Consider the following 20,491-nt stretch of genomic DNA (forward strand, 5'->3'; position numbering starts at 1 on the left):
GGCACAATGCAAGCCGAAGGCCTGTCCGTACATGGTCACCGACTCGGGAGTTGCCATGACCCAACCCATATCCGCTCTACCCGCGGGGACGGCGACGATCTCGTTGTCACGGTTGTTGAAATCTCCGGTAGTCGCGGCGTCGGGTGACACTGTCGGCCGGGTCGAGGATCTCGTGGTGCGCCTGACGGGCGGGCAGGCGTATCCGCCGATCACCGGTGTGGTGGTCGGTGTCGGAGGGCGGCGCGTGTTCGTCCCGGCCCGCACCGTCGAGGATTTGCGCTCGGATCGAATTGTGTTGTCTCGCAACAAGGTCGATCTGCGTGCCTTCGAGCGCCGCGACGGCGAGGTGCTGTTGCGTGCGGACATTCTCGGGCACCGCCTGATCGATGTCGCCGCCGCCGAACTGGTACGGGCGTACGACGTGGAACTCGACGAGACCGATTCCGGTTGGGTGCTGGCGCGCCTGGATACGCGGCGTCCCGCCCGGTTGTTCGGGTTGATCAAACCCGGCGAGGGGCACGCGCAGCGGGACTGGAAATCGTTCGAGCCGCTGATCGGGCACACCCCGTCCTCGACGCAGCGCCGCCTCGCGGTGCGCGTGCGGGCGCTGAAACCGGCGCAGATCGCCGACCTGCTCGAGGAGGCGAACAAAACCGAGCGCGGGGAAATCCTCGACCACGTGCACGGCGACCCGGAGCTGGAAGCCGATGTGTTCGAAGAACTCGACCCCGAGGAGGCGCGCCGCCTGCTCGACGAGAAGTCCGATGCCGAGATCGCGGCAGTACTGGCTCGTATGCGCGCCGACGATGCCGCCGACGCGGTCGCCGATCTGCGGCAGTCGCGGCGTCGCAAGGTGCTGGATCTCATGCCGGCTCCTCAGCGCGCCAAGGTGATCACGCTGATGGGGTTCAACCCCGATAGCGCCGGCGGGCTGATGAATGTCGACACCGCATCCTGTGGACCTGATTCGACTGCGGCACAAGCGCTCTCGGTGATAGCTCAGGCGCGGGGGGTGCAGCCGGAAGCGTTGCTGAAGGTGCACGTGCTCGACGAGGGGCGGTTGATCGGCGTTGTCTCGGTGATCCTGTTGTTGCAGGCGGACCCCGCGACGTTGGTGCGTGAGTTGATGGATACCGATCCGGTCCGGGTCACGCCGGATACCGATGTGACCGATATTGCCCTGCTGATGGCCGATTACAACCTCTACGCGGTGCCGGTGGTCGATGACACCGACCGTGTGCTCGGCGTCGTCACTGTCGACGATGTGCTCGAGGCGACTATTCCCGAGGATTGGCGCCGCCGCGAGCCCGCGCCCCGCCCGATCCGTGAACCCGCACCGCGCGCCGTCGCTGCCGCCGACGTGTCCGACGGCAGCTCAGCACTATGACAGACGCCGACGAAAGCCGCTCCACCCCGATGGAAACTGCGTCCGAACAACAGCGTGACCCGCAGGGCCAGGACACCACGCCGCCGACCGCTGCCCCCTCACAGGCCGCGGGGCCGGACAACTCGGCGCCTGCGAATCCGCCCGCCCCAGAGCACGACCCGGACACAGCGAGGGCATCCGGCACGCCGTCGGCTCCGCCCCCGCAGGTCAGTCTCGCTCCGCGGGTCGAGCCCGCACCGCCGAAGTCTCGGACGGCCCCGCCCGCGCGCCCCTCGGCGGTTCTGGATTCGGCGCATCTCGGCAACATCGAGGGCGCGTTCGGCCGCATCGATGTCACCGAAACCGACCGGCCCCGCACGCTACGGACCAGGCTGCTGACCCTCGCGGCGATCGTCGGGCCCGGCCTGATCGTGATGGTGGGGGACAACGACGCCGGCGGTGTGGCCACCTATGCCCAGGCCGGGCAGAACTACGGCTACAGCCTGCTGTGGGTGCTGCTGCTGCTGATTCCGGTCTTGATCGTCAACCAGGAAATGGTGGTGCGGCTCGGGGCGGTCACCGGCGTCGGGCACGCTCGGCTGATCAACGAGCGTTTCGGGCGCGGCTGGGGCTGGTTCTCCGTCGGCGACCTGTTCGTCCTGAACTTTCTGACCATCGTCACCGAGTTCATCGGGGTAACCCTGGCGGCGGACTACATCGGCATCTCCAAGTACGTGGTGGTGCCGATTGCCGCGGTCGCCCTGGTCGCGATCATGGCCTCGGGGAGTTTCCGGCGCTGGGAACGGGCGATGATGGTGTTCATTCTCATCACCCTGCTGCAGATCCCGATGCTGCTGCTCTCGCATCCCGAGTGGGGGCGGGCCGCTCGCGATTTCGTGGTGCCGGGTGTGCGCGGCGGGGTCACCTCCGATGCGGTGTTGTTGATCATCGCGATCGTGGGGACCACGGTGGCGCCGTGGCAGCTGTTCTTCCAGCAGTCCAACATCGTCGACAAACGCATCACCCCACGGTTCATCGGCTATGAGCGCGCCGACACCACTCTCGGGGCGTTCGTCGTGGTGATCGGCGCGGCCGCGCTGATGATGACCGCCGACTACGCCGCCCGCGCCACCGGCACACAGGGCAAGTTCCTCGACGCGGGCACCATCGCACACCTGCTCGGGCAGGCTGATCGGGTGCTGGGGCCGATTTTCGCGATCGTGCTGCTGGATGCCTCGATCATCGGCGCCGCCGCGGTGACGCTGTCCACCAGCTACGCCTTCGGCGACGTGTTCGGCATCAAACACTCCCTGCACCGCGGCTTTCGCGACGCGAAACAGTTCTACGTCTCCTACATCGCGATGGTCGCCCTGGCCGCGGTGATCGTGCTGATCCCCGGCGCCCCGCTGGGTTTGATCACCACCGCGGTGCAGGCCCTGGCCGGGCTGCTGCTGCCCAGCGCGAGTGTGTTCCTGCTGCTGTTGTGCAACGACCCGCAAGTCCTGGGGCCGTGGGTGAACCGGACCTGGCTCAATCTTGTCGCCGGTTTGATCGTCGGGGTCCTGTTGCTGCTGTCGGGCATCCTGATGGCCACCACCCTGTTCCCGCACCTCGACGTCGTCACCGTCGCCGAATACCTCGCGGTGGCGCTGGTGGTGCTCGCAGTGGTCGCGGCCGCCCTGCTGAAATGGCTGCAGCGCCGCTCACCCGCCCCACCTGCCCCGCCGCGAGTCGACACAGCCGAAAAAGACCATTGGCGAATGCCGCCCTTGACCCTGCTCGAACCCGTCACCTGGTCCGCGGGCACCAAACTCGGCATGCTCGCCCTGCGCGGCTACCTCGTCATCGGCGCAATCCTGCTCCTGGTCAAAGCCATCCAACTCGGACAACACTGACCCGCGAAACGATCAACGGCCAGGCCGGTGAAACCACCCGGACGGCCAGTGACTCCCGCCGTGGCCGTGCCGACTCGCTACCAGTAGTCCAATCGATACCCCCACCAGCAACACCAGCAACACCGCCGACCCGATCAGCACTTCCGAGCGTGAATAGTCAGGAATATGACCGGGTAAGGCCCCGAAGTTCGACACCAGCCACGCCGCTGCACGCACAGCCACCACCGCCCTTCGCCCCGCGGGGTCATATCGGTTGACCGCTACTGCCCGAACAAGTCGATACGACCACGATAGCGCTAATGACCTGGTCCGATGACAAGCGAGACGTGGTCACAGCGCTCCCCGAGGCAACGTCCGTGACATGGGCGGCCGACACGCCGCGCGGGGACTGCGCCGTGGTCATTCGACGACGCACACGGTCCTCGGGCGGCCATACTGTCCCCGCGCTTGCCGGCTGTTCACTGATCAATCGCTCTACCCCGATCCGACTCATCGAAATGAGGTAGCTGCATTGCTGTGTGTCCCGGATAAGACTGGAAATTCACTGCGCCGCTTGGGTTTCGGCGTGATCACCGTGCTGGCCGCGGCATCGTGCTCGACCTCGCACTCGACGACCCCGACCGTGCTGGACACCGGATTCGGCACCGGCGGGATGGTCTCCACCGACATGGGTTCACGCGCTGACACCGGGCGAGCGGTCGCAGTACAGCCCGACGGCAAGATCGTCGTCGCCGGCTCGACCCAGGACCCCACCCAGGGCGACAACTTCGCCGTCGTCCGCTACACCCCCGACGGCACGCTGGACACCGAATTCGGCACGGCCGGAAAGGTTTCCACCGACTTCGCCGGCAAAGCCGACGTCGCCAACGCCGTCGCCGTCCAACCCGACGGGAAGATCATCGCCGCCGGAACCAGCCACGGCACCACCACCGGCGACAACATCGCCCTCGCCCGCTACACCCCGGCCGGCCAACTCGACACCAGTTTCGGTGACGCCGGCACCGTCTCCACCGATCTGGGCACCGCGGCCGATCACGCCAACGCCGTCGCCCTGCAACACGATGGGAAGATCGTGGTGGCCGGATCCACTCGTGACCCGGATCCGGCCCAGGGCGACAACTTCGTGGTGGTGCGTTACACCCCGGACGGGAAGCTCGATACCGGGTTCGGTTCGGGCGGGAAGGTGTCCACCGACTTCGGTGGCAAAGCAGATGTCGCCAACGCGGTCACGATCCAGCCGGATGGCAAGATCATCGCCGCCGGAACCAGCCACGGCACCACCACCGGCGACAACATCGCCCTCGCCCGCTACACCTCGGCCGGTGTGCTCGATACCGGTTTCGGTGACCGCGGCACCGTGTCCACCGATGCGGGTACGGCGGCCGATCACGCCAACGCCGTGGCTGTGCAACGCGACGGGCGCATTGTGATCGCGGGCTCCACCCGCGATCCGGCCCAGGGCGACAACTTCCTGCTCGTGCGCTACACCCGCGAGGGCAGACAGGACACCAGTTTCGGTGATCACGGCACAGCATCGACCGATTTCGGCGGCAAAGCCGACATCGCCTACGCCCTGGCGATCGCGCCGGACGGCGCCCTCGTCGCCGCCGGGACCAGCCACGGCACCACCACCGGCGACAACATCGCCCTCGCCCGCTACACCGCCGAGGGCACACCCGACACCACCTCCGGACACGGCGGCACCGTCTCCACCAACCTGGGCACCCACGCCGACCACGCCAACGCCGTCACCGTCCAACCCGACGGCAAGGTCCTCGTCGCAGGCACCACCACCGACCCACGGCAGGGCGAGAACATCCTGGTGATCCGCTACAACCGGTGAGGATCCGCTCGCCCGGTGGTGGCGTGGCAGCCCTCTACCCGGCCGCGCGGTCTGACTGTGCGGTGCTGCGATCGGGGCCGGCGCGCAGGGCCACGCGATCTAGTTCACGCAGGGTACTGCGCCGGTCGAATCGGAGTTCACCGGAGCACCGCTGGGTCCCGGGCTGGATGGCTGGGGTGCTCCGTTGGTGCCAGAGCTGTCACCGGAGCCGGAACTTGCGCTGGTCGCGGCGTTCGTGCCGTAAAATGTCGACTGGATGATCCCGCGGATCGTGTCCGGGTCGATGCGGTTGGCGGATTCGCCGTTCACGGTGAAGAAGCCCTCGATCGGCAGTGTCTGGAAGACCGTGTTGCCGCCGGTGAGGGAGCGCAACTGCAGCGCCATGGATACCGCGTTCCACCGGCTGTCGATGACGATGTCTCGTTTCGCCGCGTTCGTCATGTCGGTCATCTTGAACGGGTTGAGGATCGTGCCGAGGCTGCGGACGTTGTGCGATGCCGAGGATAGGAACGCTTGCTGCCGGTGAGTGCGGTCGAGGTCGCCGTTGGGCAGGCCGTGTCGTTGCCGCACGAACGCCAGTGACTGCGCGCCGTTGAGCGTCTGTACTCCTGCGGGGAATACGGCGCCGGAGTAGGCCGAGTCGTCGACTGCGTGGTTCAGGCAGACCTGAACGCCTCCCAGAGCGTTGGCCAGATCGTAGAAACCGGCCAGGCTGACTTCGGCGAAGTGGTCGATGGACACGCCGGTGAGGTTGCGGACCGTCTCCAGTTCCAGCTTTCGGCCGGCTTCCCGGCCGATGGTCTCCAGTTGGTGCTGGTCCGTCACTCCCTGTCCGTGCGCGGCTTGTTCGGCGGCGTCTTTGGCGTTGCCGTAGGCTTCCTTGATCTTCATCAGGCCGTAGCCGGGCACCTGCACCGCGTCGTCACGGGGGATGGACAGCGCCTGTGCCTTGCCGCCACCGGCGGGGATATGGATGAGTATCAGGGTGTTGGTGTTGTAACCGCCCTGGTCACCGTCTCCGGCATGGAGCTGGGACAGAATCGCCGCCGGCAGCTGTTCGCCGTTCTGATCGTTGCGGGTGTCCAGGCCCATCAGCAGGACGTTCGTGCCGTTGGACGAGGCGGTCGCGTCGTCGAGGGCATGGGAGGAGGCCATCGTGCCGGACATGTCCGTGAACAGGTACGCGTAGTACCCGGCCAGAGCAACCACCAGAACAATCACCAACACCAGTACCCGACACGCGACCCGCCCCCATCGCCGCGGTGTGCGTCTGCGCGGTATAGCGGGCGGTGCCGGCGGCCTGGGAGGCGGGTTCATCGGTGGCTGCCATGAGCGCCCGGCCCGTGGGTCGGCAGGCCGACGTGGCGGTGGAGCACCGGGGTTCACCGGCCGTCGTAGCCGCATATTTTCCGGTGGCTGCCATCGTGCCCCGGCTGGTAGGCCTGGCGGCCGATGTGGCGGTGAATAGCCGGGGTTCACCCGTCGCTGCCGGCGCGCTCCGTCTGGGTCCGGCCAGTCGCCGCTCATGAGTCCTCCAGTTCCACGGGGTCACCTGCTCGGGCGTACGGTTTCGAAGCGTTCCCGAGTAGTGGCGGGTGCGGTCGAACTCCTGGAGCAAGGCACCTGGCCCGCCAATGTACAGCGCGTCCGTGCCGGGGCCGGGTGATCCCCGCACGGAATATCGCCAGTGGATGCTCGACCGTAACGTGGCATCGCTGCCGTGTCGGTGAGCAGAAGCGCGCTTCGAGGGACCGGACAACACTCTCCGCGCGCATTGTCCAGCACGACGGCACAATCATTGTGGCCGGTTCCACCCGCCCTGTACGGGGCAACGCGCTGAGGTCAACGAAAGGCGCTCAGCCGAGCGACGATTCGCCCCAAGCCCCGATCCTCACGTGATATGAGGTCGGCTTGGGAACCGAAGCGGCGTCGGAGGCCGGGGCCTCGGAAGTACCGCGCAACACCTGAAACCCGGCACGGGCCACCATCCCCGGGACACGCCGCGCAGCCTGCAGATGCGGCACCCGCGCGGCGTCCGGCAGTTCATCCCACGCCAACGGCACCGCATCATCATCACCATCGGTCGTGTCTGCTCGTGACGCGATCTTCTGCGTCATCCAGCGTTCGTATTCGAGCCGGGCCAGCACCCGGACCTCCGCGTCACTGAGCACAATGTCCAGGACCGGGTCGAGGGCGGGCACCATGAAACAGCCGATGCCGGCGAGGTTTTCGCCGATCCGCCGGGCTTGAGCTCGATGCCCGGCGCGCTCGGTATCCGGCAGGTCGTCCCACCGGCGCAGCAGCTCGGCCTCGGCGGGCACCTGCCCGCTGCCCATCGCCGCATGGACCCGCGCCTGATGCGCGACACGCTCGTTGGTGTCGTGCACTGCCTGCGCCAGTTGCTCGATCACCTGCCCGGTCACATAGCCGGTCAGGCTGTCGAGCACCCGATCCTGCGCCATCAGCCTGGCCTCCATCCGCCGGCATTCGTACAGCACCGCTTGGGCATCGAGGAAGGTCTGCTCGGAACGTCGGTCGCCGGACCGCCCCAGTACGTCCTGCCCCACCATGATCACGATCATGAACACCAACTGCGCAAGCGTCGACAGAAACGACATGAACAGGAACGGATATCGGTCGAACCGCTGAATCCCGGCCTCGGCCAACACGATCCACAACACTTGTGTCCCGGCCGCCAGATAGAACGCCCACACACTGCCCAACCGCACGGTCAACCACACCGCGATTCGATCGTTGCGCGTAACCGCTTGATCCGCCGCCCGCGGTGGATCAAGCACCCGATGCTGCTCGATCCACGGATGCGGACTCGACTCGAGCAAGCTCAGGCCTCGGCTCAGGACCCGATCCTGCCGATCCAGGTGCGCCTGCAGATCCGCGACCTGCGCGAAGATCTCCTCGGCGTTCTCGTAGGTCTGTATCGAACGCCGGTCGGCTGCCGCGGTGAGGACCCGTTGCCCGACCAGGATGATCAAGCACAGCACCAGCTGCGCGACATTGTTCAGGAACAACAGGAATGGGAACGGATACGCATCGAGCCTATGCAGCGGACCCCACCAGGTCGCCAGCGCCATATACCCAGCGAAGACCGCCAACACCACATACAGGGCGGGCATCGACCCCATCCAACGTGTCACCGCTGCCGCCACAGCATCATTGACGCCGATCCGCTCATCGGCTATTACCGCCGGCGACCGCTGCACCTCGGGCACCTCAATACTGCTGCTCAACAGTCTGAACTCCTCACGCCCAGTTCCACAGTGCTCCACTGCAATTCGCGCACCAGGCCAGCCCCAGCCCTCAATCCCGACCACGGTAACCCAAAAGAATATATTTGGCTGACCGAAATCTAGTTCGGGGCGGGAGGTCGGTTCGCCGGGGCTTCGTGATCGCGGTGAACATGCGCGGGGACGGCGTCGGGCGTCCTGGTTCCGACGGGCATCGTGCCGATGGCGTCGGTATGCCGGTCAATAATGCTGTCGATGCTCGATTATTCGGCGTTCGATTCAAGTCCGGGGGCGGTTACCGAGGATCGGGTGACAACGCGGTGTCAATCGAGAACTTGCTGGGCCCGGTGATCGCTCGTGCTGATGGCAATCTGACTCGCTCAGCATCTGCGGGGTTGCGAGTGGTCGCCCCTGCTCGAGGTTGTCGTCCGGCTAGCGTATCCGCTGGCGATGATCGATCGAATGCGATCACGCGATCTTCAGCTCCCGTGCGGTCGGACGCGACTGCGGCGTGTGTTGCGCGTGGATGGCGAGTGGATGATGGTAGTGAGGACTTCCGGCCCTTCGATCGGGCGATCGGGCGACCGTAGCGTGAGATGCACGTTTGTACCGGTCGGTGTAGCGGAGGTCGATCGTGCAGGACATCGTTTTCGTGGTCGTGTTGCTGGCGTTGTCAGGGGTGACGGTGCTGTTCGTCTGGGGCTGTGACACGTTGATCGGGCCCGATGAGCAGGCGCTGAGCGAGGTCGGGCGTGCCGAGGGCGACGAAGGCTGAGGGGCGCTCTCATGTCGGTGGACGATGTGACGGGTATCTGTGTCGCGGTCGGTCTCGGCGTGTATCTGATCTACGGTCTCATCCAGTGCGGGAGACTGTAGATGTCCGGCGCGGGCTGGGGCGAGCTCGCCGCGCTGGCGGTGCTCCTCATCGTCAGTACGCCGGTGCTCGGAACCTATCTGGCGAAGGTCTACGGCGGCGGGAAAGCGCCGGGCGACAAGGCTTTCGCACCGGTGGAGCAGTTGCTGTACCGATGCCTGCGGATCGATCCGGACGGTGAGCAGCGCTGGGTCGCCTATGTCGGGTCCGCACTGGCGGTGACGCTGGTCGGTGCACTGCTGAATTATGTCTTGTTCCGGCTGCAACACCTGCTGCCCGGTAACCCGGATCACCGCGTGGGTCTGAGCCCGGCCCTGGCTTTCAACACCACGATCAGCTATGTCACCAACACCAATTGGCAGAACTACTCCGGCGAATCGGCGATGAGTCAGCTCGGTCAGATGGCCGGGCTCATGGTGCACCAGTTCCTGTCGGCAGCGATGGGCATGGCGCTGGCGGTCGCCTTCGTTCGCGGCGTGATCCGTACTCGCAGTACCACATTGGGCAACTTCTGGGTTGATCTGGTGCGCTCGATCGTGCGGGTGCTGGTGCCGCTGAGCGTGGTGTTCGCGGTGGTGTTCCTGGCCGCCGGCGTGATCGAGAACTTCCATGGCACCCAGGCGGTGCCGACGGTTGCCGCCGTGGCTACGGGTTCCGGTGCGACACAGCAGATTCCGGGTGGCCCGGTGGCGAGTATGACCGCGATCGAGATGCTCGGCGACAACGGCGGCGGGTACTTCGCGGCGAATATGGCGCACCCGTTCCAGAATCCGAACCCGGTGACGAACGTGCTGTCGCTGTGGCTGGCCGCGGCGATCCCGTTCGCGTTCCCGTGGGCGTATGGCCGCCTGATCGGGTCGCGACGGCAGGCGGCCGTCGTGCTTACCGTGATGGCGAGCCTGTTCGCTCTCTCGGTCGCGGGCGTCGCGGCGCTGGAGGCCGATGGCAATTCGAAACTGGCCTCTCTCGGGGTGAATCAGACCGTCACGGCCACCGATCCAGGTGGCAATCTGGAGGGCAAGGAAATGCGCTTCGGGGCGGCGGGGTCGGCGTTGAGTGGGGCGACGATGACCACCACCTCGACCGGCGGGGTGAATTCGGCGATGGAGAGTTACACCCCGCTCGGTGGTGGCTTGTCGATGTCGGACATGATGCTGGGCGAGGTGGTGCCCGGCGGCACCGGCACCGGCTTGTACGGGATGCTGATCTTCGTCCTGATCACGGTGTTCATTTCCGGGTTGATGGTCGGGCGCACGCCGATGTACCTGGGTAAACGGATCCTGGCCCGGGAGATGGCGCTGGCCGCGATCTATATTCTGGTGCTGCCGGTGACCGTGCTGACCTTCGCGGGGGTGTCCCTGCTGCTGCCGGTCGCCTCCCACCAGATCTCGGCGACCGGGCCGCACGCGGTGACCGAAGCGGTCTATGCCTACACCTCCGCCGCGCACAACAACGGGTCGGCGTTCGCCGGGCTGTCCGGGAACACGGGCTGGTACAACTCCACGCTCGGGGTCGCCATGTGGGTGGGCCGGTTCTTCGAGATAATTCCGGCGCTGGCGTTGGCCGGTTCGCTGGCCCGCAAACGCACCTACACGGTCACCGCCGGCACCTTGCGCACCGACACCCCGCTGTTCACCACGCTGCTGGGGGCGGTGGTGATCATCTTCGTCGGCCTGACCTATTTCCCTGTGCTGGCGCTGGGCCCCTTGGCCGAGCACTTTTCCGGGCACTTCGGGATGTGACACATGGTCACCACCGAGCACACAGCGGTCCCCGGGCGGCACATGGGCCGGGAGACCCGCAGGTTGCGCACACTGCCGATCGCGGATCCGCGGATCGTGCGCCGCGCTGTGCTCGACGCGTTCGTCAAGCTCGATCCGCGGAGCATGGTGCACAAGCCGGTGATGTTCGTCGTCTACATCGGCAGCATCTGGACCACGCTGCTGCTGGTCCGGGACGCACCGCGCAATACCGCGTCGGAGGATCTGTTCAACGGCCTGGTGGTGTTGTTTCTGTGGTTCACGGTGCTGTTCGGCAATTTCGCCGACGCCATGGCCGAAGGGCGGGGCAAGGCGCACGCGGACACGCTGCGCCGGGCACGGCGCGAGACGGTCGCGCACGTGCTGCAGGCCGATGGCACGGTCACCGACGTCGAGTCGGTTCGGCTGCAGATCGGCGACCATTGCGTCGTTGTTGCCGGACAGGCGATTCCGGGCGACGGCGAGGTGATCGAGGGGATGGCGATGGTCGACGAGTCGGCCGTGACCGGTGAATCGGCGCCTGTGGTCCGTGAATCCGGCGGTGACCGGTCCGCGGTGACCGGCGGCACCGTGGTGCTGTCCGATCGCATCGTGGTGCGGATCACCGCACAGCCCGGAGAAACGTTCCTGGACAGGATGATCGCTCTGGTGGAGGGCGCCAACCGGCAGCGCACCCAGAACGAGCTGGGGCTCACGGTGGTGCTGATCAGCCTGACGTTCATCTTCCTGATCGCGGTGAGCACCTTCCAGCTGGTCGCGATCCGGTCAGGCGCTAAACAGCCGATCGTGCAACTCGTAGCGCTGCTGGTGTTGCTCTCGCCCACCACGATCGGCGCGCTGATCTCCGCGATCGGCATCGCGGGCATGGACCGGATGGTCCGGCACAATGTGCTGGCCATGTCCGGCCGGGCGGTCGAGGCGGCCGGAGATGTCACCACCCTGCTGCTGGACAAGACCGGCACCATCACCTTCGGCAACCGGATGGCCACCCGGTTCCTGCCGGTCAGCGGCGTCGACGTACACACCCTCGCCGAGGCCGCGCTACTGTCGTCACTGGCCGACGAAACCCCCGAGGGACGTTCCATCGTCGCCCTGGCGCACCGTGAATACCACTGCCTGCCAAGGGAATTGCCGAACGCGCGGCTGGTGCCGTTCACCGCGCAGACCCGCATGTCCGGCATCGACTGGGGCGATCGCTCGATCCGCAAGGGCGCGGTGGTCACGGTGTGCCAGTGGGCCAGCGAGCGGGGCGGCGCGGTGCCCGGCGATCTGGCCGGCCTGGTGGATTCGATCACCGCGACCGGCGGCACGCCGCTGGTGGTGGCCGAAGGATCCCGGGTCCTCGGGGTGATCCATCTCAAGGACACCGTCAAACCCGGTATCGCCGAACGGCTGGCTGCCATGCGGCCCTTCGGAATTCGCACCGTGATGGTGACCGGCGACAATCCGAGCACCGCGGCGGCCATCGCCGCCGAGGCCGGTGTCGACGAATTCATCGCCGAGGCAAAGCCGGAAGACAAGATGGTCCGCATCCGCGCCGCCCAAGCCGGCGGTGACCTGGTCGCGATGACCGGGGACGGGACCAACGATGCGCCCGCGCTGGCGCTGGCCGATGTCGGGGTGGCCATGAACACCGGGACGCAAGCGGCGAAGGAAGCCGGGAATCTCGTCGACCTGGACAGTGATCCGACCAAGTTGATGGAGATCGTCGGGGTCGGCAAACAGTTGCTGATCACGCGTGGCTCGCTGACCACGTTCTCGATCACCAACGATGTGGCGAAATACTTCGTCGCCATCCCGGCCATGCTGCACGGGGTCTTCCCGGAGCTGGCCACGTTGGACATCCTGAACCTGCACAACCCGCACTCGGCGATCCTGTCCGCGGTGATCTTCAACGCCCTGATCATCGTGCTGATGATCCCGCTGGCGCTACGCGGAGTGAAGGTGCGAGCCATAGGCGCCACGGCCATGCTGCGCCGCAACGTCCTGATCTACGGCATCGGCGGATTGATCACCCCATTCGTGCTGATCAAGGTGATCGATATCGCGATCGTCGGACCGATAGGAGTGCACTGATGGTGCGACGGCAACTCGTTCCCGCCATGATGCTGGTGCTGCTGGCCACGGTGGTGCTGGGCATCGGATACCCGCTCCTGGTCGGCGGCATCGGCCGGGTCGCCTTCCCGCACCAGGCCGACGGCTCACTGCTCACCGAACACGGCCGGGTGGTCGGCTCAGCGTTGCTGGGACAGGAGTTCCGCGACGCAGCCGGCAATCCGCTGCCGCGGTACTTCCAGCCTCGCCCCTCGTCCGCCGGCGCCGGCTACGACGCGATAGCCAGCGGCGCAAGCAATCTCGGCCCGAGCGATCCACGGTTGCTGACGAGCCTTGCGCAACGAGCTGCGGCGTACCGGGCGTTCAACGGCCTGCCCGCCGAGGCGGTGATCCCGGCCGATGCGGTGACCGCCTCGGGCTCGGGACTGGACCCGGACATCTCGGTGGCCAACGCCGACCTGCAATCCCCCCGGGTCGCCGCCGCCCGCCACCTTCCCCTCGATACTGTCAGGGCGCTGCTGCGGGCCGATACCCGCAACAGGACGTGGGGATTCCTCGGCGAGGCCAGGGTCGACGTGGTCGATCTCAACCTTGCACTCGATCAGCTGCCGGCCCGCTGATCGTCCGGGGTGTGCGCGTTCGTGGCCGGAAGTTCGACGATCACGCACGAACCTGCGTGTGCGCCGGGTTCGACGCGCAGCGTGCCTCCGATCAGCTCGATCAGATCGCGGGCCACCTGCACACTGAATGCCCAGCCACCGGTCTGCTCCGATTCCGCTGCCGCACCCTCGGTGTCGAAGCGGATCAGCACACGGCCGGCGCCCTGCTGTGCAGTCGCGGACACCGTGCCGGCGTTCTGGCCCTGCACCATCTCGTTGATCAGCGCGGCGATGACCCTGGTGAGTATGGCGGCGTCGGCGACCACCGCTGGTAGCTCGGCGGGGATCCGGACATCCACCGCACCATGTCCCGGTCCCAGCTCGTCCAGGGCAGCCGCCACCACCTCGGCGACATCCACCCGTCGTAGGTGTACATCGAACGCTCCGGCGCGCGCACGCGCGAGGTCATCGAGCTGACCGGCCAAGACCATGATGCGATCGGTGTTGCGTTGGAGTGATTCCACCGTGCCGGTGTCGATTTCGACGGCACCGCCGGACGCGGGGGTGGTGCGACGAAGGGCCGCCAAGGTCCGCCGGATCGAGGTCACCGGATCGGTCAGCGCCTGCCCGGCCGCCGCGGCCGAGGCGACCCGCCCCGCCTCGGTACCGGCGCGGTGCTCGGCGCTGGTGGCACGTGCGGCCAGCTTCCATTGTCGGACGGTCTCGACGACCTGTACCGCGCAGGCGGTGAAAATCTCCAGATCGGCGGGCGACAGGGCCGCGCCGCGCCCGGCCACCACCGTGGAGGGTCCGAGCACGGCCTGCGCGTCGGCGGTCTCCGGCCGCTCCGGCGGCCGCTCTCCCGAGCTGGCGATGACCTGCCATCCTCCCCCGACAGGAGGTGTTCCGGCGGGGCGTTCCAGCAAACTCACCGCCGTCAGCCCGAAGCTTTCGCGCAGCAACTCCAGTGACCGGGCAAGGGTGCCGCGACCACGGTCGCGCAACGCCACCTGCGCCATCTGTGTCACCACCGCAGCCTCGGCAGTGGCCCGAGTGGCCGCCCGCCGCCGGCGTGCGCCGATCTCGACGTAGAAGCTGACCAGCAGCGCTGTCGCCAGATAGACCAGCAGGGCCACGACGTTGCTGCCGGTGGCGATCCGGAAGGTGTGTAGTGGGAGAGTCAGGAACCAGTCGGCCGCCGCGGCCGCGGCGATCGCGGTCAGCAACGCCGGGTACAGGCCGCCGACCGCGGCAGCGGCGAGCACGAGCAGCAGATACACCAGCATGTCGCTGGGCAGGGTGATCTGGTGGCGCAGCCGGACCAGCAGCCAGGTCACCGTCGGCAGCAACGCCAGCATCAAAGCGGCGGCCGCGAACCGCCGGCGCGGGTCGAGGCCGCGCATCGCGGGAATCCGCATCGTCGGCCGTGCCGGCTGTTCGTCGGTCACCACGTGCACATCCAGCGACGGGCCGAGCCGGGTCACTCGGCGTGCGACCAGTTCCCGCCCGCCCAGAAGCGCCCGCCAGCTGGTCCGCGGGCTCGCCCCGACAATCAGCTGGGTGGCGTTCTCGTGTCGCGCGAACTGTCCGAGCGCATCGCTGGCCTGCGTCCCGACTACCTGATGCCAACTGCCACCCAACGATTCGACCAGAGCCCGGTAGGCGCTCAGCGCTACCGGATCGGCGCCGGGCCGCCCGTCGCTGCGTGCGACGTACACCGCCAGCAGATCGCTGCCGGGCGTGCGCGCCGCCAGCCGCGCTGCCCGCCGGATCAGCGCATCGGACTCCGGCCCGCCGGACACGCCGACCACGATGCGCTCGCGTGCCTCCCACGGCGCGTCGATCCCATGCTCGGCGCGATACTGTTGCAGTCCTTCATCCACCCGGTCGGCCAGCCACAGCAGCGCCAGCTCCCGCAGACCGGTGAGATTGCCCGGACGGAAGTAGTGCGACAAGGCCGCGTCGATCCGATCCGGCGGGTAGATGTCCCCGGCCACCATCCGGCGGCGCAGCGCCTCCGGCGTCAGATCCACCAATTCGAACTCATCGGCCTGCCGCACCACCACGTCCGGCACCGTCTCGCGCTGCCGCACCCCGGTCATCCGCACCAGCACATCCCCCAACGACTCCAGATGCTGAATGTTGACCGTGCTCAGCACGTCGATGCCGGCCTCGAGCAGCTCCTCGACGTCCTGCCACCGCTTGGCGTTGCGTGAGCCCGGGACGTTGGTGTGGGCCAATTCGTCGACCAGCACCACTTGCGGATTGCGGGCCAGCACCGCATCCACGTCCATCTCGGGCAGCAGGCCACCGCGATAGGGCACCATCCGACGCGGGACCGTCTCCACCCCCTCGGCGAGCCGCAGAATCGGGCGCCGCCCGTGTGCCTCGACGAACCCGATCACACAGTCGAAACCCTGCTCGGCCCGGCGATGAGCCTCCGACAACATGGCGTAGGTCTTACCGACCCCCGGCGCGGCACCCAGATACACCCGCAACCGTCCCCGCGTCACCGCCCGCCTCCCACACCTCGCAACTGTCCTGTGCGTCCAGGCTCGCCGGATCGGGGCAATACCGAAAGCATCCGACGTCGCCCCGGTTGATGACCTTGGCCCCTTCAGCGCAGTCCGCGCCGGACCCTACTGTCACGTGGCGTCCGAGACAGCTTCCCGAACGGGAGCAACACCATGACCAACTCCGCGGCTCCCAGCCCGGCCCGGTCGCGCCGGGGCCGGTTGCGTATTTATCTGGGCATCGCGCCGGGAGTCGGTAAGACCTACGCCATGCTGGCCGAGGGGCGCCGCCTGGCCGGCCACGGCGCCGATGTCGTCATCGCCGTAGTGGAGACACACGGCCGCCGCGACACCGAAACGCTCCTGACCGGGATTCGACGTATCCCACCGCGCCGGATCCCGCACGCGGGCAGCAGCTTCGACGAGCTCGACATCGACGCCGTGCTGGCTCAGCGCCCGGCCATAGCGCTGGTGGACGAGCTGGCCCACCGGTGTGTGCCGGGCAGCCGACACGAGAAGCGATGGGAGGATGTGGCCGAACTACTCGACGCCGGCATCGACGTCGTGACCACGCTCAACATCGCCCACATCGACAGCCTCAACGAGTCCGTCGAGGCGATCACCGGCATCACCACCGCAGAAACGGTTCCCGACGCCGTAGTCACCGCTGCGGACGACATCGAATTCCTCGACGTGACCCCCGAGCAACTACGGGCGCGGATCGCCGGGACCGACGTCCTGGGTGGCAGCGCCGGGTCGGCGCTGAGCGGATTCTTCACCGCGGACCGGCTCGCCACATTGCGCACGCTGGCCGCGCGGTGGCTGCGCGACCGGCATCGCCCGCACGCGCCTGCGCACAGCGCCGCCCCGGCAACGGCCGCGGAACGCGTGCTGGTCGCGCTGACCGGCGACCCCGAGGCCGAGCACGTACTACGCCGAGCCGCCCGCATCGCGGACTCACTCCGCGCGGAACTGGTCGGCGTGCACGTGCGCGAACCCAGCGGGCTCGACACCGCCGAGCCGGCGTGGCTGGCAGGACAACGCCGCCTGCTCAGCGAGCTCGGCGGGCAGTTCACCGAGCTGGCCGGCATCGACGTCGCCACCACGGTCCTGGACTTCGCCCGCAACAGCGGCGCCCGGCAGCTGGTGCTCGGCGCGACCCGCCGTTCCCGGCTGCAAGAGCTGCTGCACGGCTCGGTGATCAACAAAGCAATCCGTACCGCCGGACCGGTAGAAGTGCACATCATCCCGCCACGCACCGCCCGCCACCGGCACCTGGATTTCCCGCTCACGATGCCCAGAATCCAGCCCGCTCAGATGCCCACCGCACGGCGAACCGCTGCCTGGGCGCTCGCGGTGGCGGCGCCGCTGGCGATCACCCTGGCACTGACCCCGGTACGGTCCTCGGTCGGGCTCACCGGCGCACTGCTGTGCAACCTGGTAGGGGTCGTGGGCGCGGCACTGCTGGGCGGCGCGCTGCCCGCGCTGCTGGCCACCGCGGTGAGCGTGCTGCTTGCCGACTACTACTTCACCATCCCCCTGCACACCCTGCGCGTCACGAACTGGGTCGACCTGATCGCGCTGATCACCTTCAGCGGCGTCGCCATAGTCGTCGGCGGCCTGGTCGACCTACTGATCCGCCAGAGCCTGCGCACGGCCCGCACCACAGCCCAGGCACGCAACCTGGCCCGCCTGTCCGCCGACGCCATCGTCCACCTCGACGACCTCACCAGCACCACAGAAAGCATCCGCCGCGCTTTCGATCTCCCCGCCGTAGCCGTACTGCGCTCCGCAGACACCGGCTGGCGAGTCGAAGCGAGCAGCGGCACAACCGAACCCAGCGACCTCGTACTTGCCACCGAGACAATCGCCATCGGCACCAAGCGCACACTACTGGTCTCGACCACCAGTAAAACCCGTGACCACCACCTGCTCGACACGTTCCTCACCGAACTACGCACCGCCACCGAGCGCAACCTGCTGCACGAATTACATTGCGCCACACCATCCTTCCAGACCCCGACCGTTTCACCCGAGAACTGGACGGATACGTCGAGACCGACACCAGACACCTATCCCGCGAACCGAACCGCGAACACGCCCGGCCCCGGGCCAGACCGGACCGAATAACCCGTCACGAGCGCCGACCGCACTCCACCGCCGCCCGGCAGGCACGCCGTCCGGCGGCGGCGACGTGTTCATTCGACTTCGCGCGGATCGTGAGCCGCGAAACTGTCGACGCCCGCACTTGCGATTGACCGGATAATCACTGCTGCACTCGAACCCGACCCATCGAAATGAGGCGGTTGGAGGCCGCGCCGAGGCGCTTATTCGGTGGCCATGGACCGGGATCGAACGGGTTTGACCGAAGGCAGGAACGCCAACGCCAGCACAAAACCGAGCAGGGCGATCACCGACGAGGCCAGCAGGGCGGTATCCATACCGTGCGTGAACGAGGTCCGCACCGAACCCAGCAGCTGCGGTGATCGGAACCGCCCGGCGATCGATACACCGGCGAACACGCTTTTCTCGACCTGCGCCGCAACAGGTTTCGGTAGACCATCCAGCGCGAGCCGGTGCCGGTAGACCGACGACAGCACGCTGCCCATGATCGCCGCACCCAGCGGGCCTCCGGTCTTCTGCAGCGCCTGCATCACCGCGGAGCCGACTCCGCTCTGCTCCGCCGAGAGTTCACACAGCGCCGAGGACGCCGCAGTGGCCATCGACAACCCCAGCCCAGCCCCGGTCAGGGCGGTCCAGGTCGCCAGGAACGCGGTGCCGGAATCGGCGCTCGTGCGCGCTCCGATCGCCAAACCTGCTGCGAGTACGGCGAATCCGATCGCGACCGTGGCTTTCGCCCCGATCCGGCGGCAGATCTGGTCGGCGGGTAAGGCGCCCACGATCAATCCGCCGACGACCGGCAGCAGCCGCACACCCGATCCCATGGCGTCGGTGCCGGCCACAGCCTGGAAGTACTGCGGCAGTGTGAACAGAACCCCGATCATCGCCAGGACACCGACCGCGGCGAGAACGACTCCCCAAGTGAACGATGCGTTGCCGAACAGTCTCATATCGACCAGCGCCCGATCCGCGCCGAGGCGATGCTCCCACACCCCGAACCCGATCAGCACTACCAGCCCCGCGGCGATCCACCCCCACGCCGAGGCGGTGCTCCAGCCGAACTCACCGGCCAGGATCAACCCGTAGGTCAACGCGGCCAGGCCGCCCACCGACAACGCCATGCCGACCGGATCCAAAGCCGCATTCGCGGCCGCCCGGGATTCGGGTATCAGCGTCGCGGTCGCGATCAAGCCGATCACCGCGACCGGCACGTTGATCAAGAACACCCAGCCCCACCAGCAGTGGCTGAGCAACCAGCCGCCCAGGATCGGCCCGATCGGCAACGCCACGAAATTCGCCGCCGCCCAGATTCCCACCGCTTTCGGTCGTTCCTGCTTGGTGAACAACACCGTGATCGCGGACAACGCCATCACGATCACCCCAGCACCGGCGAGGCCCAGCAACACTCGCGCCGCGATGAACTCACCCGGTGTCCTGGAACAGGCGCAGCCGACCGAACCGAGCCCGAACAGGGCCAACGCGACCAGCATGGTGCCGCGACGTCCGAACCGATCGCCCACCACCCCGGCGGGAAGCATCCCGGCGGCCAGCACCAGCAGATAGCCGGAGGAGAACCACTGCAGATCCGACTCCGAGGCCCGCAAAGACTTGCTCAACGTCGGCAACGCCACGCTCAAGATGGTGCCGTCCAAACCCACGGCCAGCACCGCGAGGGTCACCGCGACCAACGCCCACCACTTGCGATCCCCAAGACCAGGCATGACGAACTCCGTATCGGCTGTATCGGCCGACCGATTGTCGGTGTCCTTCTTTTATCCCCGAGCGCCGCCGTCAAGATCAGAGCCGATGGTCCCGGCGAAAATGGCGGAACGTAGCTGTCGCAGCACATACGAGCGTCCACAGCCTCGTGCGGCGTGTGCGGGTCAACGCCTCGATAACGCAGTTGCGGCGGCTGTCTACCCGGATGCGGCCATGTCACGGCAGCGGATCCGGTCCAGCGAATGTGGTCTCGGACAACCTCGCTTGGGAAACACGCTCCCGTGCCCGACATCGGTGCGGCCGCGGCGCCGAGCGTCTCCCCGCAGCGGGCAACCCATGTGACCGCCCGCGTTCCGCGTGCGCAACGAAGGCAATGTGTCGGCGGCAACGACATCGCCGATGCCGATCCGTCCGCCGGGCGCGAGCGCCCGCGCGAACGCCGGTGTCGCCGCGCTGGTCGGGACCGGATTGATCGCGGACCGGGCGGTACTGTTCTTGGTG

12 protein-coding genes are annotated in these 20,491 nt (G+C 67.4%); 8 read left to right on the forward strand and 4 right to left on the reverse strand.

Going from position 1 to position 20,491, the window contains the following annotated elements:
• The first annotated feature begins 55 nt into the window (after positions 1-55).
• The 3 genes from AC5WS7_RS32745 (at position 56) to AC5WS7_RS32755 (ending at position 5,104) form a co-directional block, all read left to right on the forward strand.
• Positions 56-1,387 carry a magnesium transporter MgtE N-terminal domain-containing protein gene (locus tag AC5WS7_RS32745; protein WP_495958482.1) on the forward strand — a complete coding sequence of 444 codons (1,332 nt, stop codon included), beginning with the start codon at positions 56-58 and terminating at the stop codon, positions 1,385-1,387.
• Positions 1,384-3,261 carry an NRAMP family divalent metal transporter gene (locus AC5WS7_RS32750; RefSeq protein WP_495958483.1) on the forward strand — a complete coding sequence of 626 codons (1,878 nt, stop codon included), beginning with the start codon at positions 1,384-1,386 and terminating at the stop codon, positions 3,259-3,261. The genes AC5WS7_RS32745 and AC5WS7_RS32750 overlap by 4 nt, the downstream gene beginning before the upstream one ends.
• A 553-nt stretch (positions 3,262-3,814) precedes the next feature.
• Complete coding sequence (locus AC5WS7_RS32755; protein WP_495958484.1) at positions 3,815-5,104, forward strand: hypothetical protein; 1,290 nt, start codon at positions 3,815-3,817, stop codon at positions 5,102-5,104.
• Positions 5,105-5,203: 99 nt separating this feature from the next.
• Here the strand turns inward: AC5WS7_RS32755 and AC5WS7_RS32760 are convergent, their stop codons facing one another.
• Together AC5WS7_RS32760 and AC5WS7_RS32765 are read right to left on the reverse strand one after the other, a co-directional pair.
• A complete protein-coding gene (locus tag AC5WS7_RS32760; protein ID WP_495958485.1) occupies positions 5,204-6,331 on the reverse strand; it encodes an LCP family protein in 1,128 nt (375 codons plus the stop codon).
• A 629-nt stretch (positions 6,332-6,960) separates the two neighbouring features.
• Complete coding sequence (locus AC5WS7_RS32765) at positions 6,961-8,352, reverse strand: DUF1003 domain-containing protein (RefSeq protein WP_495958486.1); 1,392 nt, start codon at positions 8,350-8,352, stop codon at positions 6,961-6,963.
• A gap of 631 nt (positions 8,353-8,983) precedes the next feature.
• Between AC5WS7_RS32765 and AC5WS7_RS32770 the strand changes: the two genes are divergently transcribed.
• From AC5WS7_RS32770 to kdpC, 4 genes are all read left to right on the forward strand, one after another.
• Positions 8,984-9,124: a hypothetical protein gene (locus AC5WS7_RS32770; RefSeq protein ID WP_495958487.1), complete on the forward strand. Its 141-nt coding sequence runs from the start codon at positions 8,984-8,986 to the stop codon at positions 9,122-9,124.
• A 101-nt stretch (positions 9,125-9,225) separates the two neighbouring features.
• The gene (kdpA, locus tag AC5WS7_RS32775) at positions 9,226-10,965 is read left to right on the forward strand and encodes a potassium-transporting ATPase subunit KdpA (protein WP_495958488.1); all 1,740 of its coding nucleotides are present in this window, start codon (positions 9,226-9,228) and stop codon (positions 10,963-10,965) included.
• Between the two features lie 3 nt (positions 10,966-10,968).
• The gene (kdpB, locus tag AC5WS7_RS32780) at positions 10,969-13,059 is read left to right on the forward strand and encodes a potassium-transporting ATPase subunit KdpB (protein ID WP_495958489.1); all 2,091 of its coding nucleotides are present in this window, start codon (positions 10,969-10,971) and stop codon (positions 13,057-13,059) included.
• Positions 13,059-13,658 carry a K(+)-transporting ATPase subunit C gene (gene kdpC / locus AC5WS7_RS32785; protein WP_495958490.1) on the forward strand — a complete coding sequence of 200 codons (600 nt, stop codon included), beginning with the start codon at positions 13,059-13,061 and terminating at the stop codon, positions 13,656-13,658. Before kdpB ends, kdpC begins: the two co-directional genes overlap by 1 nt.
• On the opposite strand, the gene AC5WS7_RS32790 is transcribed toward kdpC, so the two are convergent.
• The gene (locus AC5WS7_RS32790) at positions 13,640-16,150 is read right to left on the reverse strand and encodes a DUF4118 domain-containing protein (protein ID WP_495958491.1); all 2,511 of its coding nucleotides are present in this window, start codon (positions 16,148-16,150) and stop codon (positions 13,640-13,642) included. The two genes, kdpC and AC5WS7_RS32790, sit on opposite strands and share 19 nt — an antisense overlap.
• Before the next feature lie 174 nt (positions 16,151-16,324).
• On the opposite strand from AC5WS7_RS32790, the gene AC5WS7_RS32795 reads away from it, so the two are divergent.
• Positions 16,325-18,280 (forward strand): DUF4118 domain-containing protein, encoded by a 1,956-nt coding sequence (locus AC5WS7_RS32795; RefSeq protein WP_495958492.1) that lies wholly within the window; start codon positions 16,325-16,327, stop codon positions 18,278-18,280.
• Between the two features lie 197 nt (positions 18,281-18,477).
• On the opposite strand, the gene AC5WS7_RS32800 is transcribed toward AC5WS7_RS32795, so the two are convergent.
• Positions 18,478-19,992: an MFS transporter gene (locus tag AC5WS7_RS32800; RefSeq protein ID WP_495958493.1), complete on the reverse strand. Its 1,515-nt coding sequence runs from the start codon at positions 19,990-19,992 to the stop codon at positions 18,478-18,480.
• Between the last annotated feature and the right edge of the window lie 499 nt (positions 19,993-20,491).

The organism is Nocardia sp. PLKS1-43, assembly GCF_059510335.1.

Bases quoted from the DNA above. Each gene is read 5' to 3' on its own strand.
- AC5WS7_RS32745 (WP_495958482.1), top strand. From the start codon at position 56: ATGACCCAACCCATATCCGCTCTACCCGCGGGGACGGCGACGATCTCG.
- AC5WS7_RS32750 (WP_495958483.1), top strand. From the start codon at position 1,384: ATGACAGACGCCGACGAAAGCCGCTCCACCCCGATGGAAACTGCGTCC.
- kdpA (WP_495958488.1), top strand. From the start codon at position 9,226: ATGTCCGGCGCGGGCTGGGGCGAGCTCGCCGCGCTGGCGGTGCTCCTC.
- kdpB (WP_495958489.1), top strand. From the start codon at position 10,969: ATGGTCACCACCGAGCACACAGCGGTCCCCGGGCGGCACATGGGCCGG.
- kdpC (WP_495958490.1), top strand. From the start codon at position 13,059: ATGGTGCGACGGCAACTCGTTCCCGCCATGATGCTGGTGCTGCTGGCC.
- AC5WS7_RS32795 (WP_495958492.1), top strand. From the start codon at position 16,325: ATGACCAACTCCGCGGCTCCCAGCCCGGCCCGGTCGCGCCGGGGCCGG.
- AC5WS7_RS32800 (WP_495958493.1), bottom strand. From the start codon at position 19,992: ATGCCTGGTCTTGGGGATCGCAAGTGGTGGGCGTTGGTCGCGGTGACC.